This window comes from Ramlibacter aquaticus, from assembly GCF_015159745.1.
Lineage (GTDB): Bacteria > Pseudomonadota > Gammaproteobacteria > Burkholderiales > Burkholderiaceae_C > Ramlibacter > Ramlibacter aquaticus.
In genome coordinates, this window is the sequence record NZ_JADDOJ010000042.1 from 1 (window position 1) to 21125 (window position 21125).

Below are 21125 nucleotides of genomic sequence, written 5' to 3' on the forward strand. Positions count from 1 at the left end.
ATGGATGGGCGGGGAGGGCCGGACTGCGCTGGGCCAGCGATGCGCAGCAGTGTACCCTAGGCCGGCCCCCATGGGCGCTCGCACCCCAGGGGCTGACGCGCCGCTGACGCAGGCTGCGCGGACCGCCGCCGGCGTCAGCGGGGCGTGGTGGCCTGCACCATGCGCATGGCCGAGGCGATCAGGGTCGAGACCTCGGTCATGTTGCTGGGCACCACCAGCGTGGTGGTGGCGTCCGCGGCGACGCGGCTGTAGGCGTCCACCGCGCGCTCGGCCACCTTGAGCTGCACGGCCTGCTCGCCGCCCGGCTGCCGGATGGCCGCCGCGATGCGCTCGATGGCCTCGGCCGTGGCCAGCGCCACGGCGGTGATGGCGCCGGCCTCGCCCTGGGCCTTGTTGATCTGCGCCTGCTTCTCGCCCTCGGAGCGGGCGATGAAGGCCTCGCGCTCGCCGGTGGCGATGTTGATCTGCTCCTGGCGCCGGCCCTCGGACGCCGCGATCAGCGCCCGCTTCTCGCGTTCGGCCGTGATCTGCGCCTGCATGGCGTGCAGGATCTCCTTGGGCGGGGTCAGGTCCTTGATCTCGTAGCGAAGCACCTTCACGCCCCAGTTCAGCGCGGCCTCGTCGATGGCCTGCACCACCTGGGCGTTGATGATGTCGCGCTCTTCGAAGGTCTTGTCCAGCTCCAGCTTGCCGATCACGCTGCGCAGCGAGGTCTGGGCCAGCTGGGTGACGGCCATGATGTAGTTGGACGACCCGTAGCTGGCCCGCATGGGGTCCGTCACCTGGAAGTACAGGATGCCGTCGACCTGCAGCTGGGTGTTGTCGCGGGTGATGCAGACCTGGCTGGGCACGTCCAGCGGGATCTCCTTCAGGCTGTGCTTGTAGGCAACCCGGTCCACGAAGGGCACCAGCAGGTTCAGCCCCGGGCTCAGCGAGCCGTGGTAGCGGCCCAGGCGTTCGACCACCCAGGCGTGCTGCTGGGGCACGACCTTGACAGACCGGACCACGAAGATGACGGCGATGACGAAGACAAGGACGGCGATTTCAGCCATGGGAACTCCTCCTGGCGGGTTTCAGATCTTTTCGACGACGAGGCGGCTGCCCACCACTTCGCGCACCCGCCAGGCACCGCTGGCGGGAACCGCGCCGGGCGCGGCCACGACCGTCCAGTTGGCGCCGCGGTAGTGCACCTGGGCGGTGCCGTCGGGGTGCCAGTGGGACACGTGCACCGTCGCGCCCACGTCCTGGTTGACGTCGGGGTTGGCGGCGGCGTCCGGCCCCACGGGGTGGCGCCGGCGGCGCAGGTACAGGCCGCTCGCGGCGCCCCCGCCGACCACCGCGGCCACGACCAGCTGGGCCGGCAGGGCCGCGCCGGCATGCGCGGCCAGCGCCCCCGCGGCCAGGCCGATGGCCAGCATCAGCAGGTAGAAGGTGCCGGTGGCGAGCTCGACGGCGACCGCCCCGCCCGCACACAGCCACCAGAACGTCGATTCCGCCATCCGCCCTCCTCGAAGCCCCCGTGGCTTGCCGCTACATTGTGGTTCAAATCCGCGCGCGGGCGCCGTCGGGTCGTGCGTTTTGCATACACTCGCGCCTGCTCCGTCAGTTTGCGGAATTCCCGCGAAAGGCCACCCCCTCATGAAATTCCGCTTCCCGATCGTCATCATCGACGAGGACTACCGCTCCGAGAACACCTCGGGCCTGGGCATCCGCGCGCTGGCGCAGGCGATCGAGGCCGAGGGCATGGAAGTGCTGGGCGTGACCAGCTACGGCGACCTGTCCCAGTTCGCCCAGCAGCAGAGCCGGGCCAGCGCCTTCATCCTCTCCATCGACGACGAGGAATTCACCCCCGGCCCCGACCTGGACCCGGCGGTGCTGAACCTGCGCAACTTCATCGAGCTGGTGCGGCGCAAGAACACCGACGTGCCGATCTACATCTACGGCGAGACCAAGACCTCGCAGCACCTGCCCAACGACGTGCTGCGCGAGCTCCATGGCTTCATCCACATGTACGAGGACACCCCGGAGTTCATGGCCCGCCACATCATCCGCGAGGCCAAGAGCTACCTGGAAGGCATCCAGCCGCCGTTCTTCAAGGCCCTGCTGGACTACGCCGAGGACGGCTCCTACTCCTGGCACTGTCCCGGCCACTCCGGCGGCGTGGCCTTCCTCAAGAGCCCGGTGGGGCAGATGTTCCACCAGTTCTTCGGCGAGAACATGCTGCGTGCCGACGTGTGCAACGCGGTGGACGAGCTCGGCCAGCTGCTGGACCACACCGGCCCGGTGGCCGCCAGCGAACGCAACGCGGCGCGCATCTTCAACGCCGACCACTGCTTCTTCGTCACCAACGGCACCTCCACCTCCAACAAGATGGTGTGGCACCACACCGTGGCCCCGGGCGACGTGGTCGTGGTGGACCGCAACTGCCACAAGTCCATCCTGCACTCCATCATCATGACCGGGGCGATTCCCGTGTTCATGAAGCCCACGCGCAACCACTTCGGCATCATCGGCCCCATCCCGCAGAGCGAGTTCAGCCCCGAGGCGATCAAGGCGAAGATCCGCGCCAACCCGCTGCTGGCCGGGGTGGACCCGGAATCGGTCAAGCCCAAGATCATGACGCTGACCCAGTCGACCTACGACGGGGTGCTGTACAACACCGAGACCATCAAGGGCATGCTCGACGGCTACGTCGACACGCTGCACTTCGACGAGGCCTGGCTGCCGCACGCGGCCTTCCACCCCTTCTATGGCGCCTTCCATGCCATGGGCAAGAAGCGGGCGCGGCCGTCCAAGTCGCTGGTGTTCTCCACCCAGTCCATCCACAAGCTGCTGGCCGGCATCAGCCAGGCCAGCCACGTGCTGGTGCAGGATGCCCGCGACACCAAGCTGGACAGGCACCTCTTCAACGAGGCCTACCTGATGCACACCTCGACCAGCCCGCAGTACTCCATCATCGCCAGCTGCGACGTCGCGGCGGCCATGATGGAGCCGCCCGGCGGCACCGCGCTGGTGGAGGAGTCCATCCTCGAGGCGCTGGACTTCCGCCGTGCCATGCGCAAGGTCGACCAGGAGTACGGCAAGGACTGGTGGTTCAAGGTCTGGGGCCCGGACAAGCTGGCCGAGGACGGCATAGGCCGCGCCGACGACTGGATCATCAAGGGCGAGTCGCGTGCGGCGAAGTGGCACGGCTTCGGCAACCTGGCCGAGGGCTTCAACATGCTGGACCCGATCAAGTCCACGGTGGTGACGCCCGGCCTGGACCTGAACGGCAAGTTCGCCAAGACGGGCATCCCGGCCAGCATCGTGACGCGCTTCCTGGCCGAGCACGGGATCATCGTGGAGAAGACCGGCCTGTACAGCTTCTTCATCATGTTCACCATCGGCATCACCAAGGGCCGCTGGAACACGCTGCTCACCGCGCTGCAGCAGTTCAAGGACGACTACGCCCGCAACCAGCCGATGTGGCGGATCCTTCCGGAGTTCTGCCAGCAGCACCCGCGCTACGAGCGCATGGGCCTGGCCGACCTGTGCCAGCACGTGCACGAGATGTACGCCAAGTACGACATTGCCCGCCTGACCACCGACATGTACCTGTCGGACCTGACCCCGGCGATGAAGCCCAGCGACGCCTTCGCCCACATCGCGCACCGCAAGACCGAGCGGGTCTCCATCGACGACCTGGAGGGGCGCATCACCACCTCCCTGGTGACGCCGTACCCGCCCGGCATCCCGCTGCTGATCCCGGGCGAGGTCTTCAACAAGAAGATCGTCGACTACCTGAAGTTCTCGCGCGAGTTCAACTCGCAGTGCCCGGGCTTCGAGACCGACATCCACGGCCTGGTGGAAGAGGTCGGCCCGGACGGCAAGCTGCGCTTCTACGCCGACTGCGTGAAGGCCTGAGCCGCCGGGCGGGCTGCAGGAATCCCTGCGATTCCTGCAGTTCGTCGCACGCCGCCGCAGCCTGTCGCAACCCGGGTGCGCAGCCCCGGGCCGCTGCCTAGAGTTCATCCCATCGCAGGCCACGAGGGCCGGCGAACCCAAGGAGAACCTCATGCGCAGCACCCCCCAATCCACGAACACCCTTCCGCAGGCGCCCCGCCTGCTGCCGGCCGGCCTGCGCCTGGCGGCCGCCGCGGCGGCCCTGGCCCTGGTGGCTGCGGGCTGGATGGGCGCCGGGCAAGCCAGTGCCCAGGCGCTGGCCGGCCTGGCCGGTGCGCCCGTCCTGCACGTGACCCTGCCCGCCGTGACCGTGGTGGGGCACCGCGACGCGGCCGCTGCCTCGGTGGCCTGCGCCACCGGCGCACGCGCCACGCTCTGAGCCTGCAGCACCCACCGACTTTGACGCTAAGCTCCGCGCCATGGCCGACATGAAACCCAGCGCCAGCCCGCGCCCGCCGCTCATCGACGGCCTGGCGCGCCTCAACCGGCAGGTCAGCAGCTGGGCCGCCTCCATGTCCTGGGGCCGCCTGGCCGTCTTGATCCTGGTGGTGGTGGCCGCGAGCTCCATGGTGAGCGAACAGCTGCACCTGCAGCACGAGCGCATCCAGGTGCGGCACGGGGGCACCCCGGAAGACGTGGACGTCACTATCTTCGGGCCGGACGGCATCCACGTGACGCAGAAGCACGGCGGACCGCGCAGCCCGGCGTCCGCCGCGGTGCCCGGCAGCGCCCCGGCGCAGCCAGGCGCGTCGGCCGCTGCGGCACCCCGCGCCGAAAGTGCCGGTGCCGACGCCGACCCGGACGCCGAGCCCCAGCGCGGCCCGCGCACGGTCAGCCACAAGGTGTGGACGGTGCGCGGCTTCATCGGCGACCTGGGCTCGGCCCTTCTCATCAGCATCATCGCCTACCTGATCGGGGCCAAGATCGTGGTGCGCAAAGTGAAGGAGTCGGACGCCAAGGTGCGAAGCGCCGAGTCGGCGGCCGAGCAGGAGGCCATGCAGCGCCAGCTGGTGCAGGCCCGCCTGCAGGTGCTGCAGGCCCAGGTGGAGCCGCACTTCCTGTTCAACACGCTGTCGGCGGTCGACTACCTCATAGAGACCGACCCGCCGCGGGCCAGCCAGATGCAGAAGGCGCTCATCACCTACCTGCGCGGGGCGCTGCCGCAGATGCGGCTGGAGGCCTCCACCCTGGGCCGGGAGCTGCGCCTGATCCGGTCCTACCTGCAGCTCATCAAGATGCGCATCGAGGACCGCCTGGAGGTGGAGTTCGCGGTGCCAATGGAGTGCGAGCCGGCCGAGTTCCCGCCCATGATGCTGCAGTCCCTGGTGGAGAACGCGATCAAGCACGGCATCGAGCCCAAGCCGGAAGGCGGCAGGGTCACGGTGTCGGGCCGCGTCCAGGACGGCGAGCTCTGGGTCGAGGTGCGCGACACCGGCGTGGGCATCGTGGACCCGTCGCGCCTGGAGGGCGCGCCCACGGCCGGCACGGGCATCGGCCTCGCGAACATCCGGGAACGGCTGGCCATGCTGTACCCGGGCCGCAGCCGGCTGGTCGTGCGCTCCGACGACACGGGCACCCGCGTGAGCATCGTGGTGCCCTACCGGGCGAGGCCGGCGACCGCGGGCCGCTTCGGCGACGGCGGGAGTGCCGCATGAATGCGCCGGCCCTGACGGCGCTGGTGGCGGACGACGAGCGGCTGCTGCGCGAACAGCTCAAGACGCGCCTGGCCCAGGCCTGGCCCGGCCTGCAGGTGGTGGGGGAGGCACGCGACGGCAACGAGGCGCTGGCCCTGGCCGACCGGCTGCGGCCGGACGTGGTCTTCCTGGACATCCGCATGCCGGGCATGACGGGCATCGAGGCCGGGCGGGAGATCCTCGCGCTGGAGGGCTGGACCGGCGAACTGGTCTTCGTCACCGCCTACGACGAGTACGCGGTGGCCGCCTTCGAGCAGGGCGCGCTGGACTACCTGCTCAAGCCGGTCGAGCCCGCGCGGCTCGCGCACACGGCCCAGCGGCTGCAGCAGCGCCTGGCCGGGCGCAGGGCCGGCGGCCCGGGCCTGGACGATGCCGCGCTGGACGCCGTGCTGTCGCGGCTCACCCGGCTGCAGCAGGGCCTGGCCGCTGCACCCGCCGGGGCGCAGCCGCTGCGCTGGATCCAGGCCGCGAGCGGCAGCACCACCCGCCTCATCGACGTCAATGAGGTGCTGTTCTTCCGCTCCGACGAGAAATACACCCGCGTGCAAACCGCCACGCAGGAGGCCTTCATCCGCACCCCGATCCGCGAGCTGCTGCCCCAGCTCGATGGCCAGCAGTTCTGGCAGATCCACCGCTCGACCATCGTCAACCTGGGGCGCATCGCCTCCGTGACGCGGGACGACGCGGGGCGACAGCGCGTCCACATCCAGGGGCACGCGGAAGTGCTGGAGGTCAGCCGCAGCTTCGCCCACCTGTTCCGCGCCAGCTAGGCGGGGGGGCACGGGCGCTGCCCGCGCCGGGGACGCCTCAGGCGGCGTCGCCCATGGACACGGCGGAGTGGCTGAAGCCGCCGTCCACGTAGGTGATCTCGGCCGTCACACCGGCCGCCAGGTCGCTCAGCAGGAAGGCGGCGACGTTGCCCACGTCCTCGATGGTGACGTTGCGGCGCAGCGGCGAGGCACCGGCCACGATGCCCAGCAGCTTGCCGAAATCCTTGATGCCACTGGCGGCCAGCGTCTTGATCGGGCCGGCGCTGATACCGTTGACGCGCACGCTGCGGCCGTCCGGCAGCCGGCCCACGGCTTCGGCCAGGTAGCGCACCGAGGCTTCCAGGCTGGCCTTGGCCAGGCCCATGGTGTTGTAGTTAGGCACCGCGCGCACGGCGCCCAGGTAGCTGAGCGTGAGCAGGGCGGCGCGGTCGTTCAGGTGGGGCAGGGCGGCCTTGGCCAGCGCCGGGAAGCTGTAGGCGCTGATGTCGTGGGCGATGCGGAAGCTCTCGCGCGAGAGGCCGTCCAGGAAGTTGCCGGCGATCGCCTCGCGCGGCGCGAAGCCGATGCTGTGGACGAATCCGTCGAACTTCGGCCAGTGGGCCGACAGGTCGGCGAACAGCTTCTCGATCTGGGCGTCGTCGCCCACGTCGCAATCGAACACCAGGCTGGACCCGAAATCCGCCGCGAACTCGGTGATGCGGTCCTTGAAGCGCTCGCCCACGTAGCTGAAGGCGAGTTCCGCGCCCTGCGCATGGCAGGCCCGGGCGATGCCGTAGGCGATGGAGCGGTTCGACAGCACGCCCGTGATCAGCAGCTTCTTTCCGGTCAGGAAACCCATAAAGTGTCTCGGTTCAAAAAGTGGGCAGAATTGTCGCATGCGAGGCTTCCTGTCATTCCTCGCCGCCTTGCTGGCCGCCACAGGCTGCGTGGCGGCGCCGGGGTACGCTGTCTGGGGCACGTTCAAGTACGCGCCCGGCTTCGACCACTTCGATTACGTCAACCCGCAGGCGCCCAAGGGCGGCGAACTGCGCCTCACGCCCAACTCCCGGGCCTCCACCTTCGACAAGTTCAACCCGTACACCCTCCGGGGCCAGGCGCCGTCCTACCTGGGCGACCTGATGTTCGAGTCGCTGCTGACCGGGTCCATGGACGAGGTCGGCGTGGCGTACGGCCTGCTGGCCGAGGACGTGGAGCTGGCGTCCGACCGCATGTCGGTCACGTTCCGGCTGCGGCGCGAGGCCCGCTTCCAGAACGGCGACCCGGTCACCGCCGCGGACGTGAAGCACAGTTACGACGCGCTCAACTCCGAGTACGCCGCGCCGTCCTACGCGTCCGTGCTGGCCGACGTGGCGGGCTGCGACGTGCTGGACGATCGCACCGTGCGTTTCCGGTTCCGCAAGCTGGACCGCCAGCTGCCCCTGGTGGTCGGCGGCCTGCCGGTGTTCAGCCGCAAGTGGGGCATGGAGAACGGCAAGCCCAAGCGCTTCGACCGCATCGTGACCGACCCGCCCATCGCCAGCGGCCCCTACAAGATCGGCCCGCTGCGCTGGGGCAAGGACATCACCTACGTGCGCGACCCGCAGTACTGGGGGCGCGACCTGCCGGTGCGTCGCGGCACGGCCAATTTCGACCGCATCACGGTCAAGATCTACAGCGACAGCACCGCCCAGCTGGAGGCCCTGAAGGCCGGCGAGTTCGACCTCATGGAGTTCTTTTCCGCCGGCGACTGGCTGCGCCGCCTGAATGGCAAGCGCATCGCGAGCGGCGACCTGCGCAAGGAGGTCTTCGAGCATCGCTCGCCCGCCGGCTTCTACAGCTACTTCCTCAACAACCGCCTGCCCAAGTTCCAGGACCGCCGCGTGCGCATGGCCATCGAGCTGGCGCTGGACTACGAGTGGATGAACCGCCAGCTGTTCCGCGGCAGCTACACGCGCGTCAAGGGCGTGTTCGGCAACACCGACTGCGAGGCCAACGGAACACCGTCGCCGGCCGAGGTGGCCCTGCTGGAACCCTTCCGCGGCGTGCTGCCCCCCGAAACCTTCGGCCCCATGGCCGTGCCGCCGCGCACCGACCAGGGCCACAGCCTGCGCGACAACCTGCGCCAGGCGCGCAGCCTGCTCGCCCAGGCCGGCTGGACCTACCGCGATGGCGCGCTGCGCAACGCCAAGGGCGAACCCTTCACCATCGAGCTGCTCGATTCCAGCGAAGGCAAGAGCGACACCACCGTGGCCGCCTGGCGCCGCGCGCTCGCCATCCTGGGCATCCGCCTGAGCACCCGCGCGGTCGACTGGGCGCTGTTCCAGGAGCGGCTGGACAACCGGCAGTTCGACATGGTGCCCATCTCGTACCCCGGCACGCACTTCCCGGGCGCGGACTATGTGGACCTGTTCGGCAGCAAGGCCGCGGACACGCCCGGCTCGGGCAACCTGAGCGGCATCAAGAACCCGGCCATCGACGCGCTCACGGCCCGCCTCACGCAGGTCGACAACCGGGACGATTTCCTGGCCACCTGCCGGGCGCTGGACCGCGTGATCGCCCACGGCCACTACATGGTGCCCGCCTGGACCAGCACCACCCAGCGCGTGGCCTGGAGCACATGGCGCCTGCAGCGGCCGCAGCAGGTGCCGCCCTATCCGCCCGAAGGCGTGCCCTACCTGGACTGGCCCATGCTGGTCTGGTGGGCCCGCCTGCCGCCGATCACGGCAAAGGAATGACGTGGCCGCGTACATCCTCAAGCGCATCCTGCTCATGCTGCCGACCCTGTTCGGCGTCATCCTGCTCACCTTCATCGTCACCCAGTTCGTCCCCGGGGGGCCGGTGCAGCAGTACATCGCCGAGGCGCGCCGGGGCGCTGGGCAGGGGGCCGAGGGCTCGGCCTACCGCGGCGGGCAGGGCGTGGACCCCAAGAAGATCGAGCAGATCAAGGCCCTGTACGGCTTCGACAAGCCGCCTGCGGAGCGCTTCATGAAGATGCTGGGCCAGTTCGCCCGCTTCGACCTGGGCCGCAGCTTCTTCCAGAACAAGGAGGTCTGGCAGCTGGTGAAGGAGAAGCTGCCGGTCTCGGTCAGCCTGGGGCTGTGGACCTTCTTCCTCAGCTACCTGGTGGCGGTGCCGCTGGGCGTGGCCAAGGCGGTGCGGGCCGGCACGCGCTTCGACCTGGTCAGCACGCTGGTGGTGCTGGTGGGCTATGCCATCCCCGGCTTCGTGCTGGGCGTGGCCCTGCTGGTGGTGTTCGGCGGGCAGCTGCAGTGGTTCCCGCTGCGCGGCCTGACCTCCAGCAACTGGGACGAACTCTCCTGGGGCGGCCGCATCACCGACTACCTGTGGCACATCACGCTGCCGGTCACGGCCATGGTCCTGGGCAGCTTCGCGGTCACCACCATGCTGACCAAGAACGCCTTCCTGGAGGAGATCCGCAAGCAGTACGTGCTGACCGCGCGCGCCAAGGGCCTGCCCGAGCGCCGGGTGCTGTGGAAGCACGTGATGCGCAACGCGCTGATCCCCATCGTCACCGGCTTCCCGGCGGCCTTCATCGGCGCCTTCTTCACCGGCTCGCTGCTGATCGAGACCCTGTTCTCGCTCGACGGCCTGGGCCTGCTCTCGTACGAAAGCGTGATCCGGCGCGACTACCCGGTCGTCATGGGCACGCTCTACCTGTTCACGCTGATCGGCCTGGTCACCAAGCTCATCAGCGACCTCTGCTATGTCTGGGTCGATCCCCGTGTCAAGTTCGATTGAGGGCGTGCCAGCCGTCCCGGCACCCCACCAGAGCCCGGCGCGCCGGGCCTGGGGACGGTTCCGCCGCAACCGGCTGGGCTACTGGAGCCTGCTGGTGTTCGGGGCGCTGGTGGTGCTCAGCCTGTTCGCCGAGCTGCTCTCCAACGACAAGCCGCTGCTGGTGCACTACCAGGGCGCCTTCTACGTGCCCCTGCTGCACGATTACCCCGAGACCACCTTCGGCGGCGATTTCCAGAGCCCCACCGACTGGCTGGACCCCTACATCCGCAAGAAGCTGGAGGGCCCCGGCAACTGGGTGCTGCACGCCCCCAATCCCTACGGCCCCGAGACCCTGAACTACTTCGCGACCCTGCCCAACCCGGCGCCGCCATCGGCGGCCAACCTGCTGGGCACGGACGAGCGGGGCCGGGACATGCTCGCGCTGCTGCTGTACGGCTTCCGGCTGAACGTGCTGTTCGGCATGGCGCTCACCGCCATCGGCGTGGCCATCGGGGTGGCCACCGGGGCGGTGCAGGGCTACTTCGGCGGCCGGACCGACCTGGCGTTCCAGCGCTTCATCGAGATCTGGAGCTCCATGCCCGAGCTGTACCTGCTGATCATCTTCAGTGCGATCTTCGCGCCCAGCGTCACGCTGCTGGTGATCCTGCTCAGCCTGTTCGGATGGATGGGGCTGTCGGACTACGTGCGGGCCGAGTTCCTGCGCAACCGCCAGATGGACTACGTACGCGCCGCCCGGGCCCTGGGCGTGGGCAACGGCCGCATCATCTTGCGCCACATCCTGCCCAACAGCATGACGCCGGTGGTCACCTTCCTGCCCTTTCGCATGAGCGCCGCCATCCTGGCGCTGACCTCGCTGGATTTCCTGGGCCTGGGCGTGCCGCCCGGCACGCCGTCGCTGGGCGAGCTGCTGAACCAGGGCAAGGCCAACCTGGACGCCTGGTGGATCTCGCTGGAGACCTTCGCGGTGCTGGTGGTCACGTTGCTGCTGCTGACCTTCATGGGCGACGCCTTGCGCGATGCGCTCGATCCCCGAAAGGCCGAGCGATGAGCGCGCCCCTGCTGGACGTGCGCGGGCTGCGCGTGGGCTTCGGCGGCCGCGAGGTGGTGCACGGCATCGATTTCACGATCCGGCCGGGCGAGAAGCTGGCCCTGGTGGGCGAGTCCGGCTCCGGCAAGACCGTGTCGGCACTCAGCCTGCTCGGCCTGGTCCAGGGCGCGCAGGTCCATGGGCAGGCCCGTTTCGCGCCGGCGGGCGGCCCCGAGCGCGACCTGCTGGCGCTGCGGGGGCGTGAGCTGCAGGCCCTGCGCGGCCGGGAGATCGCCATGATCTTCCAGGAGCCCATGACAGCGCTCAATCCGCTCTACACCGTGGGTGACCAGGTGGCGGAAGTGCTGCAGCTCAAGGAAGGCCTGACGAAGCGCGAGGCCTGGGACGCGGCCGTGCAGGCGCTGCGCTCCACCGGGATCCCGGAGCCGGAACGCCGCGCCATGGCGTATCCGCACCAGCTCTCGGGCGGCCAGCGGCAGCGGGCCATGATCGCCATGGCGCTGGCCGGCAAGCCCCAGCTCCTGCTGGCCGACGAGCCCACCACAGCCCTGGACGTGACCCTGCGCGGCCAGATCCTGGACCTGCTGGGCGAGATCCAGTCGCGCACCGGCATGGCCATCCTGCTGATCACCCACGATCTGAACCTGGTGCGGCGTTTCGCCGACCGGGTGGCGGTGATGGAGCAGGGCGTGCTGGTGGAGGAGGGCGCCGTGGAAGGCGTCTTCGCCGCGCCCCGCCACCCCTACACCCGCCGCCTGGTCGACAGCCGGCCCGAGCGGGCGGTGGAGGAGGGCAGGGCGCCGGGCGAGCCGGTGATGCGGGGCCACGCCGTGCGCGTCAGCTACCCGGTGCCCCGGCCCGGCGTGCGCGGCTGGTTCTCGCGCGGCGAATTCGTCGCCGTCCAGGGTGCGGACTTCGAAGTCCCGCCGGGCCGCACCCTGGGCGTGGTGGGGGAATCCGGCTCCGGCAAGTCCACGCTGGCGCTGGCGGCGCTGGGCCTGCTGCCGCACGACGGCACGCTGGACGTGGCTGGCCGGCGCTGGGACCCGCGGGCCAGCCACAACCGCGCGCTGCGGCGGGTGGTGCAGGTGGTCTTCCAGGACCCCTTTTCCTCGCTCTCTCCGCGCATGACGGTGGAGGAGATCGTGGGTGAGGGCCTGCTGGTGCACGAACCGGCGCTGGACGCCGGCGCCCGGCGCGAGCGCGTGCTGGCCGCCCTGGGCGACGTGGGCCTGTCCGAGGCCCAGTTCCCGGGCCTGCTGGCGCGCTACCCGCACGAGTTCTCCGGGGGCCAGCGCCAGCGCCTGGCGGTCGCGCGGGCGCTGATCGTCCAGCCCCGGCTGCTGGTGCTGGACGAGCCGACCTCCGCCCTGGACGTGACCATCCAGAAGCAGGTGCTGGGCCTGTTGCAGCGCCTGCAGCGGGAGCGGGGCCTGAGCTACCTGCTGATCACCCACGACGTCGAGGTGATCCGGGCCATGGCGCATGAGGTGCTGGTCATGAAGGACGGCCGCATCGTCGAGTCGGGCCCGGTGGACGCCGTGCTGTCCCAGCCGCGCGAGGCCTACACCCGCATCCTGGTGGCCGCCGCCGGCTGAGCTCCATCGGTCGCGCCGCCTGCAAGGGCCTCCAGCTTGTTGCAAATCCCGGGTGACCGGGGTACAATCCTTGCTTCACACCCCAACCGGGCGGAACCATCCGCCCGTTTTTTTTGGGTGCCCGTTTTTGACGGGCTTTTTGCATTCTGGAAGGCTGGAACTGAGCAAGGTGGCAATGCAGGACGTCGTGCTCCAGACCGTGGAGGGTCTGGGCTATGAGCTGGTGGAGATCGAGCGCTCCGCCGGGGGAACCCTGCGCATCACCATCGACCTGCCCTGGGAGGCGGGTCGTGAAGAGCAGTTCGTCAACGTCGAGGATTGCGAGAAGGTCACGCGGCAGCTGCAGTACGTGCTCGAGGTCGAGGCGGTCGACTACAAGCGCCTGGAGGTGTCCTCGCCCGGGCTGGACCGCCCGCTGCGTGGCGAGCGCGATTTCGAGCGCTTCGCCGGCGAGGTGGTGGACGTCACCCTGAAGGCCCCCATGGGCGCGGCCGGTGCGGGCGCCGTGGCCGCCAACCGCAAGAAGTTCCGCGGCACGCTGGAGCGCACCGATGCCGGCTGGCAGGTGGTGTGGAGCGACGCGCCGCCGCCCAAGCCAGGGCAGAAGGTGAGCCGCAAGAAGGCCGAGGTGCCCTTGCAGGCGCTGGGTTTCACGCTGGACGAGCTGAAGGAAGCGCGTCTGGCACCGATTGTCGATTTCAAGGGTCGCAAGGCCAGGGGCCAAGGAGAGTTGTCATGAACCGCGAACTGTTGATGCTGGTGGAAGCCATTTCGCGCGAGAAGAACGTGGAGCGGGACGTGGTGTTCGGCGCCGTGGAATCCGCGCTGGCCCAGGCCACGAAGAAGCTCTACGAGGGCGAGGTCGACATCCGCGTGGCGATCGACCGCGACACCGGCGACTACGAAACCTTCCGCCGCTGGCTGGTCGTGCCCGACAGCCAGGGCCTGCAGAACCCCGACGCCGAGGAACTCCTCATGGATGCGCGCGAGCGCATCACCGACATCGAGGAAGGCGACTACATCGAGGAGCCGGTCGAGTCCGTGCCGATCGGCCGCATCGGCGCCATGGCCGCCAAGCAGGTCATCCTGCAGAAGATCCGCGACGCCGAACGCGAGATGCTGCTGAACGACTTCATGTCGCGCGGCGACAAGATCTTCGTGGGCACCGTCAAGCGCATGGACAAGGGCGACATCATCGTCGAGAGCGGTCGCGTCGAAGGACGCCTGCGCCGCGGCGAGATGATCCCCAAGGAGAACCTGCGCAACGGCGACCGCGTCCGCGCCATGATCATGGACGTGGACCTGACGCTGCGCGGCGCGCCCATCATCCTGTCCCGCTCGGCGCCCGAATTCATGATCGAGCTGTTCCGCCAGGAAGTGCCCGAGATCGAGCAGGGCCTGCTGGAGATCAAGAGCTGCGCCCGCGACCCGGGCAGCCGCGCCAAGATCGCCGTGCTCTCGCACGACAAGCGCGTCGACCCGATCGGCACCTGCGTGGGCGTTCGCGGCAGCCGCGTCAACGCCGTCACCAACGAGCTGGCCGGCGAGCGCGTGGACATCGTGCTGTGGTCCGAGGACCCGGCGCAGTTCGTGATCGGCGCCCTGGCCCCCGCCAACGTCACCTCCATCGTCGTCGACGAGGAGAAGCACGCCATGGACGTGGTGGTGGACGAGGAGAACCTCGCCATCGCGATCGGCCGCGGCGGCCAGAACGTGCGCCTCGCCTCCGACCTGACAGGCTGGAAGATCAACATCATGGACGCGAACGAATCGGCGCAGAAGCAGGCCGAGGAGTCCAGCGCGATCCGCACGCTCTTCATGGAGAAGCTGGACGTCGACGAGGAGATCGCCGACATCCTGATTTCCGAGGGCTTCACCAGCCTCGAGGAAGTGGCCTATGTGCCGATCCAGGAAATGCTGGAGATCGACAGCTTCGACGAGGACACCGTCAACGAGCTGCGCTCCCGCGCCAAGGACGCCCTGCTGACGATGGAAATCGCCCGCGAGGAAAGCGTGGAAGAGGTCTCGCAGGACCTGCGCACGCTCGGCGGGCTGACCCCCGATCTCATTGCCCGCCTGGCTGATTCCGGCGTGCACACCCGCGACGACCTGGCTGACCTGGCCGTCGATGAATTGACCGAAATCACCGGCCAGTCTGCGGACGAGGCCAAGGCCCTGATCATGACGGCCCGCGAGCACTGGTTCAACCAGCCTGCCGCGGCCCACGAGTGATGTGATGGGAGGCAAAAGAACACATGTCCAGCACCACCGTCGCCGAGTTCGCTGCAGAACTCAAGAAATCCACCGAAACGCTGCTTGACCAGCTGCGCAGCGCCGGCGTGGCCAAGCAGGCCCCGTCCGACGCGCTGTCCGACGCTGACAAGCAGAAGCTCCTGAGCTACCTGCAGGCCAGCCACGGCACCTCGTCGCCCGAGCGCAAGAAGATCACCCTGGTGAAGAAGTCCACCAGCGAGATCAAGCAGGCCGACGCCTCCGGCAAGGCCCGCACCATCCAGGTGGAAGTGCGCAAGAAGCGCACCTTCGTCAAGCGCGACGAGGGTGGCGATACCGCCGTGGTCGAGGCGCCCGAGCAGGAGACGCCGGCTCCCGCGTCTTCCGGCATGGACGACGCCGAGCTCGTCCGCCGCGAGGAAGAAGCGCGCCGCCAGGCCGAACTGCTGCGCCGCCAGGAAGAAGACCTGGCTGAAAAGCGCCGCGCCCGCGAGGACCAGGAACGCAAGGAGCGCGAGGCCGAGGCCCGCGCCGCCGCGTACGCCGCACAGCAGGCCGCCAAGGCCGCGGAAGTGGAGGCCACCAAGGTCGCCGCGACCCAGGAAGCCCAGGCCGAGACCGAAGCGCGCAACCAGGCGGCTGCCGAGGCGCGCGCCAAGGCCGACGCCGAGTCCAAGGCCCGTGCCGACGAGGAAGCCGCCCGCGCCCGTGACCTGGAAGAGCGCCGCCGCAAGGCCCTGGCCGAGGCGGAAGCCATCCGCGCCATGATGAATGCACCCAAGAAGGTGCTGGTCGCGAAGAAGCCGGAAGAACCCAAGCCCACGCCCAAGCCCGCCGAGGCGGCGCGCGCGGGTGCCAAGGGCACGCTGCACCGCCCGCCCGCGGTCGCGGGCCGTCCCGCGCCCGGCGCGTCCGCGCCCTCGGGCCCTGGCGCCGGCAAGGAAGTCAAGTCCGCCAAGCTGTCGTCCAGCTGGGCCGACCCGGCCAAGAAGAAGGCCATCCCGACCCGTGGCGACGCCACCGGCGGCATCGGCCGCAACTCCTGGCGCGGCGGCCCGCGCGGCGGCCGCCGTGGTGGCGACCGCGACCATCGCGACGACCGCGAGCAGGCCGCACCGGCCGAGCAGCGCGTGATCGAAGTGCACGTGCCCGAGACCATCACGGTGGCCGAGCTGGCGCACAAGATGGCCGTGAAGGCCTCCGAGGTCATCAAGCACCTGATGAAGCTGGGCCAGATGGTCACCATCAACCAGCCGCTGGACCAGGACACGGCCATGATCGTGGTCGAGGAAATGGGCCACAAGGCGGTCACCGCCGCGCTGGACGACCCGGAAGCCTTCACCGAAGCCGACATCGGCGCCGCCGAGGGCGAAGCCCTGCCGCGCGCCCCGGTCGTGACGGTCATGGGCCACGTGGACCACGGCAAGACCTCGCTGCTGGACTACATCCGTCGCGCCAAGGTGGCGGCGGGCGAAGCCGGCGGCATCACGCAGCACATCGGCGCCTACCACGTGGAAACCGAACGCGGCGTGATCTCCTTCCTGGACACCCCCGGCCACGAGGCGTTCACCGCCATGCGTGCCCGCGGCGCCCAGGCGACGGACATCGTCATCCTGGTGGTGGCGGCCGACGACGGCGTCATGCCGCAGACCAAGGAAGCGGTGAAGCACGCCAAGGCGGCGGGTGTCCCCATCGTGGTCGCGGTCAACAAGATCGACAAGCCCGACGCCAACCCGGACCGCGTCAAGCAGGAACTGGTGGCCGAGGAAGTGGTGCCCGAGGAATACGGTGGCGATTCGCCCTTCGTGTCCGTCTCGGCCCGCACCGGCCAGGGCGTGGACGAACTGCTGGAGCAGGTGCTGCTGCAGGCCGAGGTGCTGGAGCTCAAGGCCCCGGTGGACGCCCCGGCCAAGGGCCTGGTGATCGAAGCCCAGCTGGACAAGGGCCGCGGCCCGGTGGCCACGGTGCTGGTGCAGTCCGGCACGCTCAAGACCGGCGACGTGGTGCTGGCCGGCCAGACCTACGGCCGCGTGCGCGCCATGCTGGACGAGAACGGCAAGCCGATCAAGTCGGCGGGCCCGTCCATCCCGGTGGAAATCCAGGGCCTGACCGAAGTGCCGCAGGCCGGCGACGAGTTCATGGTGCTGGCCGACGAACGCCGGGCCCGTGAGATCGCGACCTACCGCGCCGGCAAGTTCCGCAACACCAAGCTGGCCCGCCAGCAGGCCGCCAAGCTGGAGAACATGTTCTCCGACATGACGGCGGGCGAGGTCAAGACCCTGCCGGTGATCGTCAAGTCCGACGTGCAGGGCTCGCAGGAAGCGCTGTCGCAATCGCTGCTCAAGCTGTCCACCGACGAGATCAAGGTGCAGATGGTGTACGCCGGCGTGGGCGGCATCAGCGAATCCGACGTCAACCTCGCGATCGCCTCCAAGGCCGTCATCGTGGGCTTCAACGTCCGCGCCGACGGCGGTGCCCGCAAGCTGGCCGAGAACAACGGCATCGACATCCGCTACTACAACATCATCTACGACGCCGTGGATGACCTGAAGGCGGCGATGTCCGGCATGCTGGCGCCCGAGAAGCGCGAAGAGGTCATCGGCGGCGCGGAGATCCGCACCGTGTTCGTGGCCTCGAAGATCGGCACGGTCGCGGGTTGCATGGTCACCTCGGGCATGGTCACACGGAACTCGCATTTCCGCCTGCTGCGCGACAACGTGGTGATCTACACCGGCGAGCTCGAGTCGCTCAAGCGCCTCAAGGACGACGTGCGCGAAGTCAAGGAAGGCTTCGAGTGCGGTATCAAGCTGAAGAACTACAACGACATCAAGGAAGGCGACACCCTCGAGTTCTTCGAGGTCAAGGAAGTCGCGCGGACCCTGTAAGCCGATGCCGAAGAAGTCCAGCACGCCCAACCGCGGCTTCAAGGTCGCGGACCAGATCCAGCGGGACCTGGCCGAGCTGATCCGCGAGGTCAAGGACCCGCGGGTCGGCATGGTCACGATCAGCGCGGTCGAGGTGACGCCGGACTACGCCCATGCCAAGGTGTTCTTCAGCGTGCTGGCGGGCGATGCCGCGGAAACCCAGGAGGCGCTCAACCACGCCGCCGGGTTCCTGCGCAACGGCCTCTTCAAGCGCCTGCACATCCACACCGTGCCCACGCTGCACTTCGTGTTCGACCGCACCACCGAGCGCGCGTCCGACATGAACGCGCTGATCGCGCGTGCCGTGGCCTCCCGTTCCAAGGACGACTGAAGGGCTGCGACCAGATTCCGGTGTGCTGGAGTTTGGCCGCGACCGCCGAACCCATGCCGAAATTGGTGTCTGACATTCCCAAGAAACGCCGCCCCGTGCACGGCGTGCTGCTGCTCGACAAGCCCCTGGGCTGGTCGAGCAACCAGGCGCTGCAGAAGTGCAAGTGGCTGCTGCGCGCGGAAAAGGCGGGCCACACCGGCACGCTGGACCCGCTCGCCACCGGGGTGCTGCCGCTGTGCTTCGGTGCGGCGACCAAGTTCGGCCAGCTGCAGCTGGACGCCGACAAGACCTACGAGGCCGTGCTGCAGCTGGGCGTGAAGACCCGCACCGGCGACCGCGAGGGCGAGGTGATCGAGACCCGCCCGGTGCCGGCCCTGGACGACGCGGCGCTCGCCGCGGTGCAGGCGCGCTTCACCGGCCCCATCCGGCAGGTGCCGCCCATGCACAGCGCCCTGAAGAAGGACGGCAAGGCCCTGTACGAATACGCCCGTGCCGGCGAGACGGTGGAGCGCGAACCGCGTGACGTGGTCATCCACGCCCTGCGCATCGCGCGCATCCCGGGCAGCGCCGACACCCTGGCCCTCACCGCCCACGTGAGCAAGGGCACCTACATCCGCACCCTGGGCGAGGACATCGCCGAGGCCCTGGGTTGCGGCGGCCACCTCATTGCGCTTCGCCGCATCGACACCGGCGGCATTCCGGTGGCCGACTGCGTCACCGTGGAGCAGCTCGAGGCCCTGCCCGAGGACGAGCGCCTGCGCCGGCTGCGCCCGGTGGACGCCCTGCTGGGCAGCCACGTGCGTGTCACGCTGGACGCCGACAATGCCGGGCGATTCCTCTCGGGCCTGCGCCGCCGCGGCGAATGGCCCGATGCCACCCAGGTGGCCGTCTATGCCGACCAGCCCGCATCGCTGCTCGGAACCGCGCACGTCACGCGCGGCGAACTGATCCCGGGGCGTCTGCTGAGCCCCATCGAAATCCAGCAAATCCTGCAAGCATCGCCATGAGCACCAGACAGATCCGCAACATCGCCATCATCGCCCACGTGGACCACGGCAAGACGACCATGGTCGACCAGCTGCTGCGCCAGTCCGGCACCTTCGCCGAGCACGAGAAGGTGGTCGACACCGTGATGGACAACAACGCCCTCGAGCGCGAGCGCGGCATCACCATCCTGGCCAAGAACTGCGCCGTCAGCTGGAAGGGCACCCACATCAACATCGTGGACACCCCCGGCCACGCCGACTTCGGCGGTGAGGTGGAGCGCGCCCTGTCCATGGTGGACAGCGTGGTGCTGCTGATCGACGCCCAGGAAGGCCCGATGCCGCAGACCCGCTTCGTCACCAAGAAGGCGCTGGCCCTGGGCCTGCGCCCCATCCTGGTGGTGAACAAGGTGGACAAGCCGGGCGCCGCGCCCGACAAGGTCGTCAACGCCGCCTTCGACCTGTTCGACAAGCTGGGCGCCACCGACGAGCAGCTGGACTTCCCGGTGGTCTACGCCTCCGGCATCAACGGCTGGTCCTCGCTGGAGCAGGGCGGCCAGGGCGAGCAGTGGGGCCCCGACATGTCGGCCCTGTTCGACACCATCCTGAAGCACGTGCCGCCGCAGAACGGCGACCCGGAAGCGCCGCTGCAACTGCAGATCTCCGCCTTGGACTACTCGAGCTTCGTCGGTCGCATCGGCGTCGGCCGCGTCAGCGCCGGCACCATCAAGCCCATGATGGACGTGCTGGTCATGGAGGGCCCGGACGGCAAGTCCTTCAAGGGCCGCATCAACCAGGTGCTGACCTTCCGCGGCCTGGACCGCGTGCAGGTGACCGAGGCCGGCCCGGGCGACATCGTGCTGGTGAACGGCATCGAGGACCTGGGCATCGGCGTCACCATCACCGACCCGCTGAACCCGCAGCCCCTGCCCATGCTCAAGGTGGACGAACCCACCCTGACCATGAACTTCTGCGTGAACACCAGCCCGCTGGCCGGCCGCGAAGGCAAGTTCGTGACCAGCCGCCAGCTGTGGGACCGCCTGCAGAAGGAGCTGCAGCACAACGTGGCGCTGCGCGTCTCCGACACCGACGAGGAAGGCATCTTCGAGGTCTCCGGCCGCGGTGAACTGCACCTCACCATCCTGCTGGAAAACATGCGCCGTGAAGGCTACGAGCTGGCCGTCTCCAAGCCGCGCGTGGTGTTCCGCACCATCGATGGCGAGCGCTGCGAGCCGATCGAGCTGGTCACCGCCGACGTGGAAGAGCAGCACCAGGGCGGCGTGATGCAGGCCCTGGGCGAGCGCAAGGGCGAGCTGGTGAACATGGAGCCGGACGGCCGGGGCCGCGTGCGCCTGGAATACCGCATCCCGGCGCGGGGCCTGATCGGCTTCACCAACGAATTCCTCAACCTGACCCGCGGCTCGGGCCTGATCTCCAACATCTTCGACGGCTACGAGCCGCACAAGGGCGAGATCGGCGGCCGCAAGAACGGCGTGCTGATTTCCATGGACGACGGCGAGATCTTCAACTACGCCCTGGGCAAGCTGGACGACCGCGGCCGCATGTTCGTGAAGGCCAACGACCCGGTGTACGAGGGCATGATCGTCGGCATCCACAGCCGCGACAACGACCTGGTGGTCAACGCCACCCGCACCAAGCAGCTGACCAACTTCCGCGTCAGCGGCAAGGAAGACGCGATCAAGATCACCCCGCCCATCCAGCTCACGCTGGAGTACGCGGTGGAGTTCATCGAGGACGACGAACTGGTCGAGATCACGCCCAAGAGCATCCGCCTGCGCAAGCGCCACCTCAAGGAACACGAGCGCAAGCGCGCTTCCCGCGAAGGCGCATAAGCACCAGCGGTG

Annotated in this window: 17 protein-coding genes; 14 read left to right on the forward strand and 3 right to left on the reverse strand. The window is 69.1% G+C overall.

Going from position 1 to position 21125, the window contains the following annotated elements; all coding sequences use genetic code 11:
- Window positions 1-134: 134 nt before the first annotated feature.
- Entirely contained in the window at window positions 135-1052 is a 918-nt protein-coding gene (locus IM725_RS11425; RefSeq protein ID WP_193780723.1) for an SPFH domain-containing protein, read from the reverse strand.
- Between the two features lie 21 nt (window positions 1053-1073).
- Window positions 1074-1499 (reverse strand): NfeD family protein, encoded by a 426-nt coding sequence (locus IM725_RS11430; RefSeq protein WP_193780724.1) that lies wholly within the window; start codon window positions 1497-1499, stop codon window positions 1074-1076.
- Window positions 1500-1638: 139 nt separating this feature from the next.
- Here IM725_RS11430 and IM725_RS11435 point away from each other — a divergent pair, with 139 nt between their 5' ends.
- The 4 genes from IM725_RS11435 to IM725_RS11450 all read left to right on the forward strand — a co-directional run bounded on the left by IM725_RS11435 (window position 1639) and on the right by IM725_RS11450 (window position 6406).
- Window positions 1639-3903: an arginine/lysine/ornithine decarboxylase gene (locus IM725_RS11435; protein ID WP_193780725.1), complete on the forward strand. Its 2265-nt coding sequence runs from the start codon at window positions 1639-1641 to the stop codon at window positions 3901-3903.
- A gap of 151 nt (window positions 3904-4054) precedes the next feature.
- Window positions 4055-4321 carry a hypothetical protein gene (locus tag IM725_RS11440; RefSeq protein WP_193780726.1) on the forward strand — a complete coding sequence of 89 codons (267 nt, stop codon included), beginning with the start codon at window positions 4055-4057 and terminating at the stop codon, window positions 4319-4321.
- Window positions 4322-4361: 40 nt separating this feature from the next.
- Complete coding sequence (locus IM725_RS11445) at window positions 4362-5597, forward strand: sensor histidine kinase (protein WP_193780727.1); 1236 nt, start codon at window positions 4362-4364, stop codon at window positions 5595-5597.
- On the forward strand, window positions 5594-6406 hold the full coding sequence (locus IM725_RS11450; protein ID WP_193780728.1) for a LytR/AlgR family response regulator transcription factor: 813 nt from the start codon (window positions 5594-5596) through the stop codon (window positions 6404-6406). The genes IM725_RS11445 and IM725_RS11450 overlap by 4 nt, the downstream gene beginning before the upstream one ends.
- A gap of 37 nt (window positions 6407-6443) precedes the next feature.
- On the opposite strand, the gene fabI is transcribed toward IM725_RS11450, so the two are convergent.
- The gene (gene fabI / locus IM725_RS11455) at window positions 6444-7244 is read right to left on the reverse strand and encodes an enoyl-ACP reductase FabI (protein ID WP_193780729.1); all 801 of its coding nucleotides are present in this window, start codon (window positions 7242-7244) and stop codon (window positions 6444-6446) included.
- 37 nt (window positions 7245-7281) lie between these two features.
- On the opposite strand from fabI, the gene IM725_RS11460 reads away from it, so the two are divergent.
- From IM725_RS11460 to typA, 10 genes are all read left to right on the forward strand, one after another.
- The gene (locus IM725_RS11460; RefSeq protein ID WP_193780730.1) at window positions 7282-9120 is read left to right on the forward strand and encodes an extracellular solute-binding protein; all 1839 of its coding nucleotides are present in this window, start codon (window positions 7282-7284) and stop codon (window positions 9118-9120) included.
- A gap of 1 nt (window position 9121) precedes the next feature.
- Window positions 9122-10144: a microcin C ABC transporter permease YejB gene (locus IM725_RS11465; protein WP_193780731.1), complete on the forward strand. Its 1023-nt coding sequence runs from the start codon at window positions 9122-9124 to the stop codon at window positions 10142-10144.
- Entirely contained in the window at window positions 10110-11192 is a 1083-nt protein-coding gene (locus IM725_RS11470) for an ABC transporter permease (protein WP_193780732.1), read from the forward strand. The genes IM725_RS11465 and IM725_RS11470 overlap by 35 nt, the downstream gene beginning before the upstream one ends.
- Window positions 11189-12790, forward strand: a complete 1602-nt coding sequence (locus IM725_RS11475; protein WP_193780733.1) for an ABC transporter ATP-binding protein — start codon at window positions 11189-11191, stop codon at window positions 12788-12790. The genes IM725_RS11470 and IM725_RS11475 overlap by 4 nt, the downstream gene beginning before the upstream one ends.
- A 169-nt stretch (window positions 12791-12959) precedes the next feature.
- Window positions 12960-13529, forward strand: coding sequence for a ribosome maturation factor RimP (gene rimP / locus IM725_RS11480; protein WP_193780734.1), 570 nt, complete (start codon window positions 12960-12962; stop codon window positions 13527-13529).
- Window positions 13526-15022, forward strand: coding sequence for a transcription termination factor NusA (nusA, locus tag IM725_RS11485; RefSeq protein ID WP_193780735.1), 1497 nt, complete (start codon window positions 13526-13528; stop codon window positions 15020-15022). Before rimP ends, nusA begins: the two co-directional genes overlap by 4 nt.
- A gap of 23 nt (window positions 15023-15045) precedes the next feature.
- Window positions 15046-17907 (forward strand): translation initiation factor IF-2, encoded by a 2862-nt coding sequence (gene infB / locus IM725_RS11490; protein WP_193780736.1) that lies wholly within the window; start codon window positions 15046-15048, stop codon window positions 17905-17907.
- A 4-nt stretch (window positions 17908-17911) separates the two neighbouring features.
- Window positions 17912-18277: a 30S ribosome-binding factor RbfA gene (rbfA, locus tag IM725_RS11495; protein ID WP_193780737.1), complete on the forward strand. Its 366-nt coding sequence runs from the start codon at window positions 17912-17914 to the stop codon at window positions 18275-18277.
- Window positions 18278-18330: 53 nt separating this feature from the next.
- Window positions 18331-19284: a tRNA pseudouridine(55) synthase TruB gene (truB, locus tag IM725_RS11500; RefSeq protein WP_193780738.1), complete on the forward strand. Its 954-nt coding sequence runs from the start codon at window positions 18331-18333 to the stop codon at window positions 19282-19284.
- Window positions 19281-21113 (forward strand): translational GTPase TypA, encoded by a 1833-nt coding sequence (gene typA, locus IM725_RS11505; protein ID WP_193780739.1) that lies wholly within the window; start codon window positions 19281-19283, stop codon window positions 21111-21113. Before truB ends, typA begins: the two co-directional genes overlap by 4 nt.
- Window positions 21114-21125 lie beyond the last annotated feature (12 nt).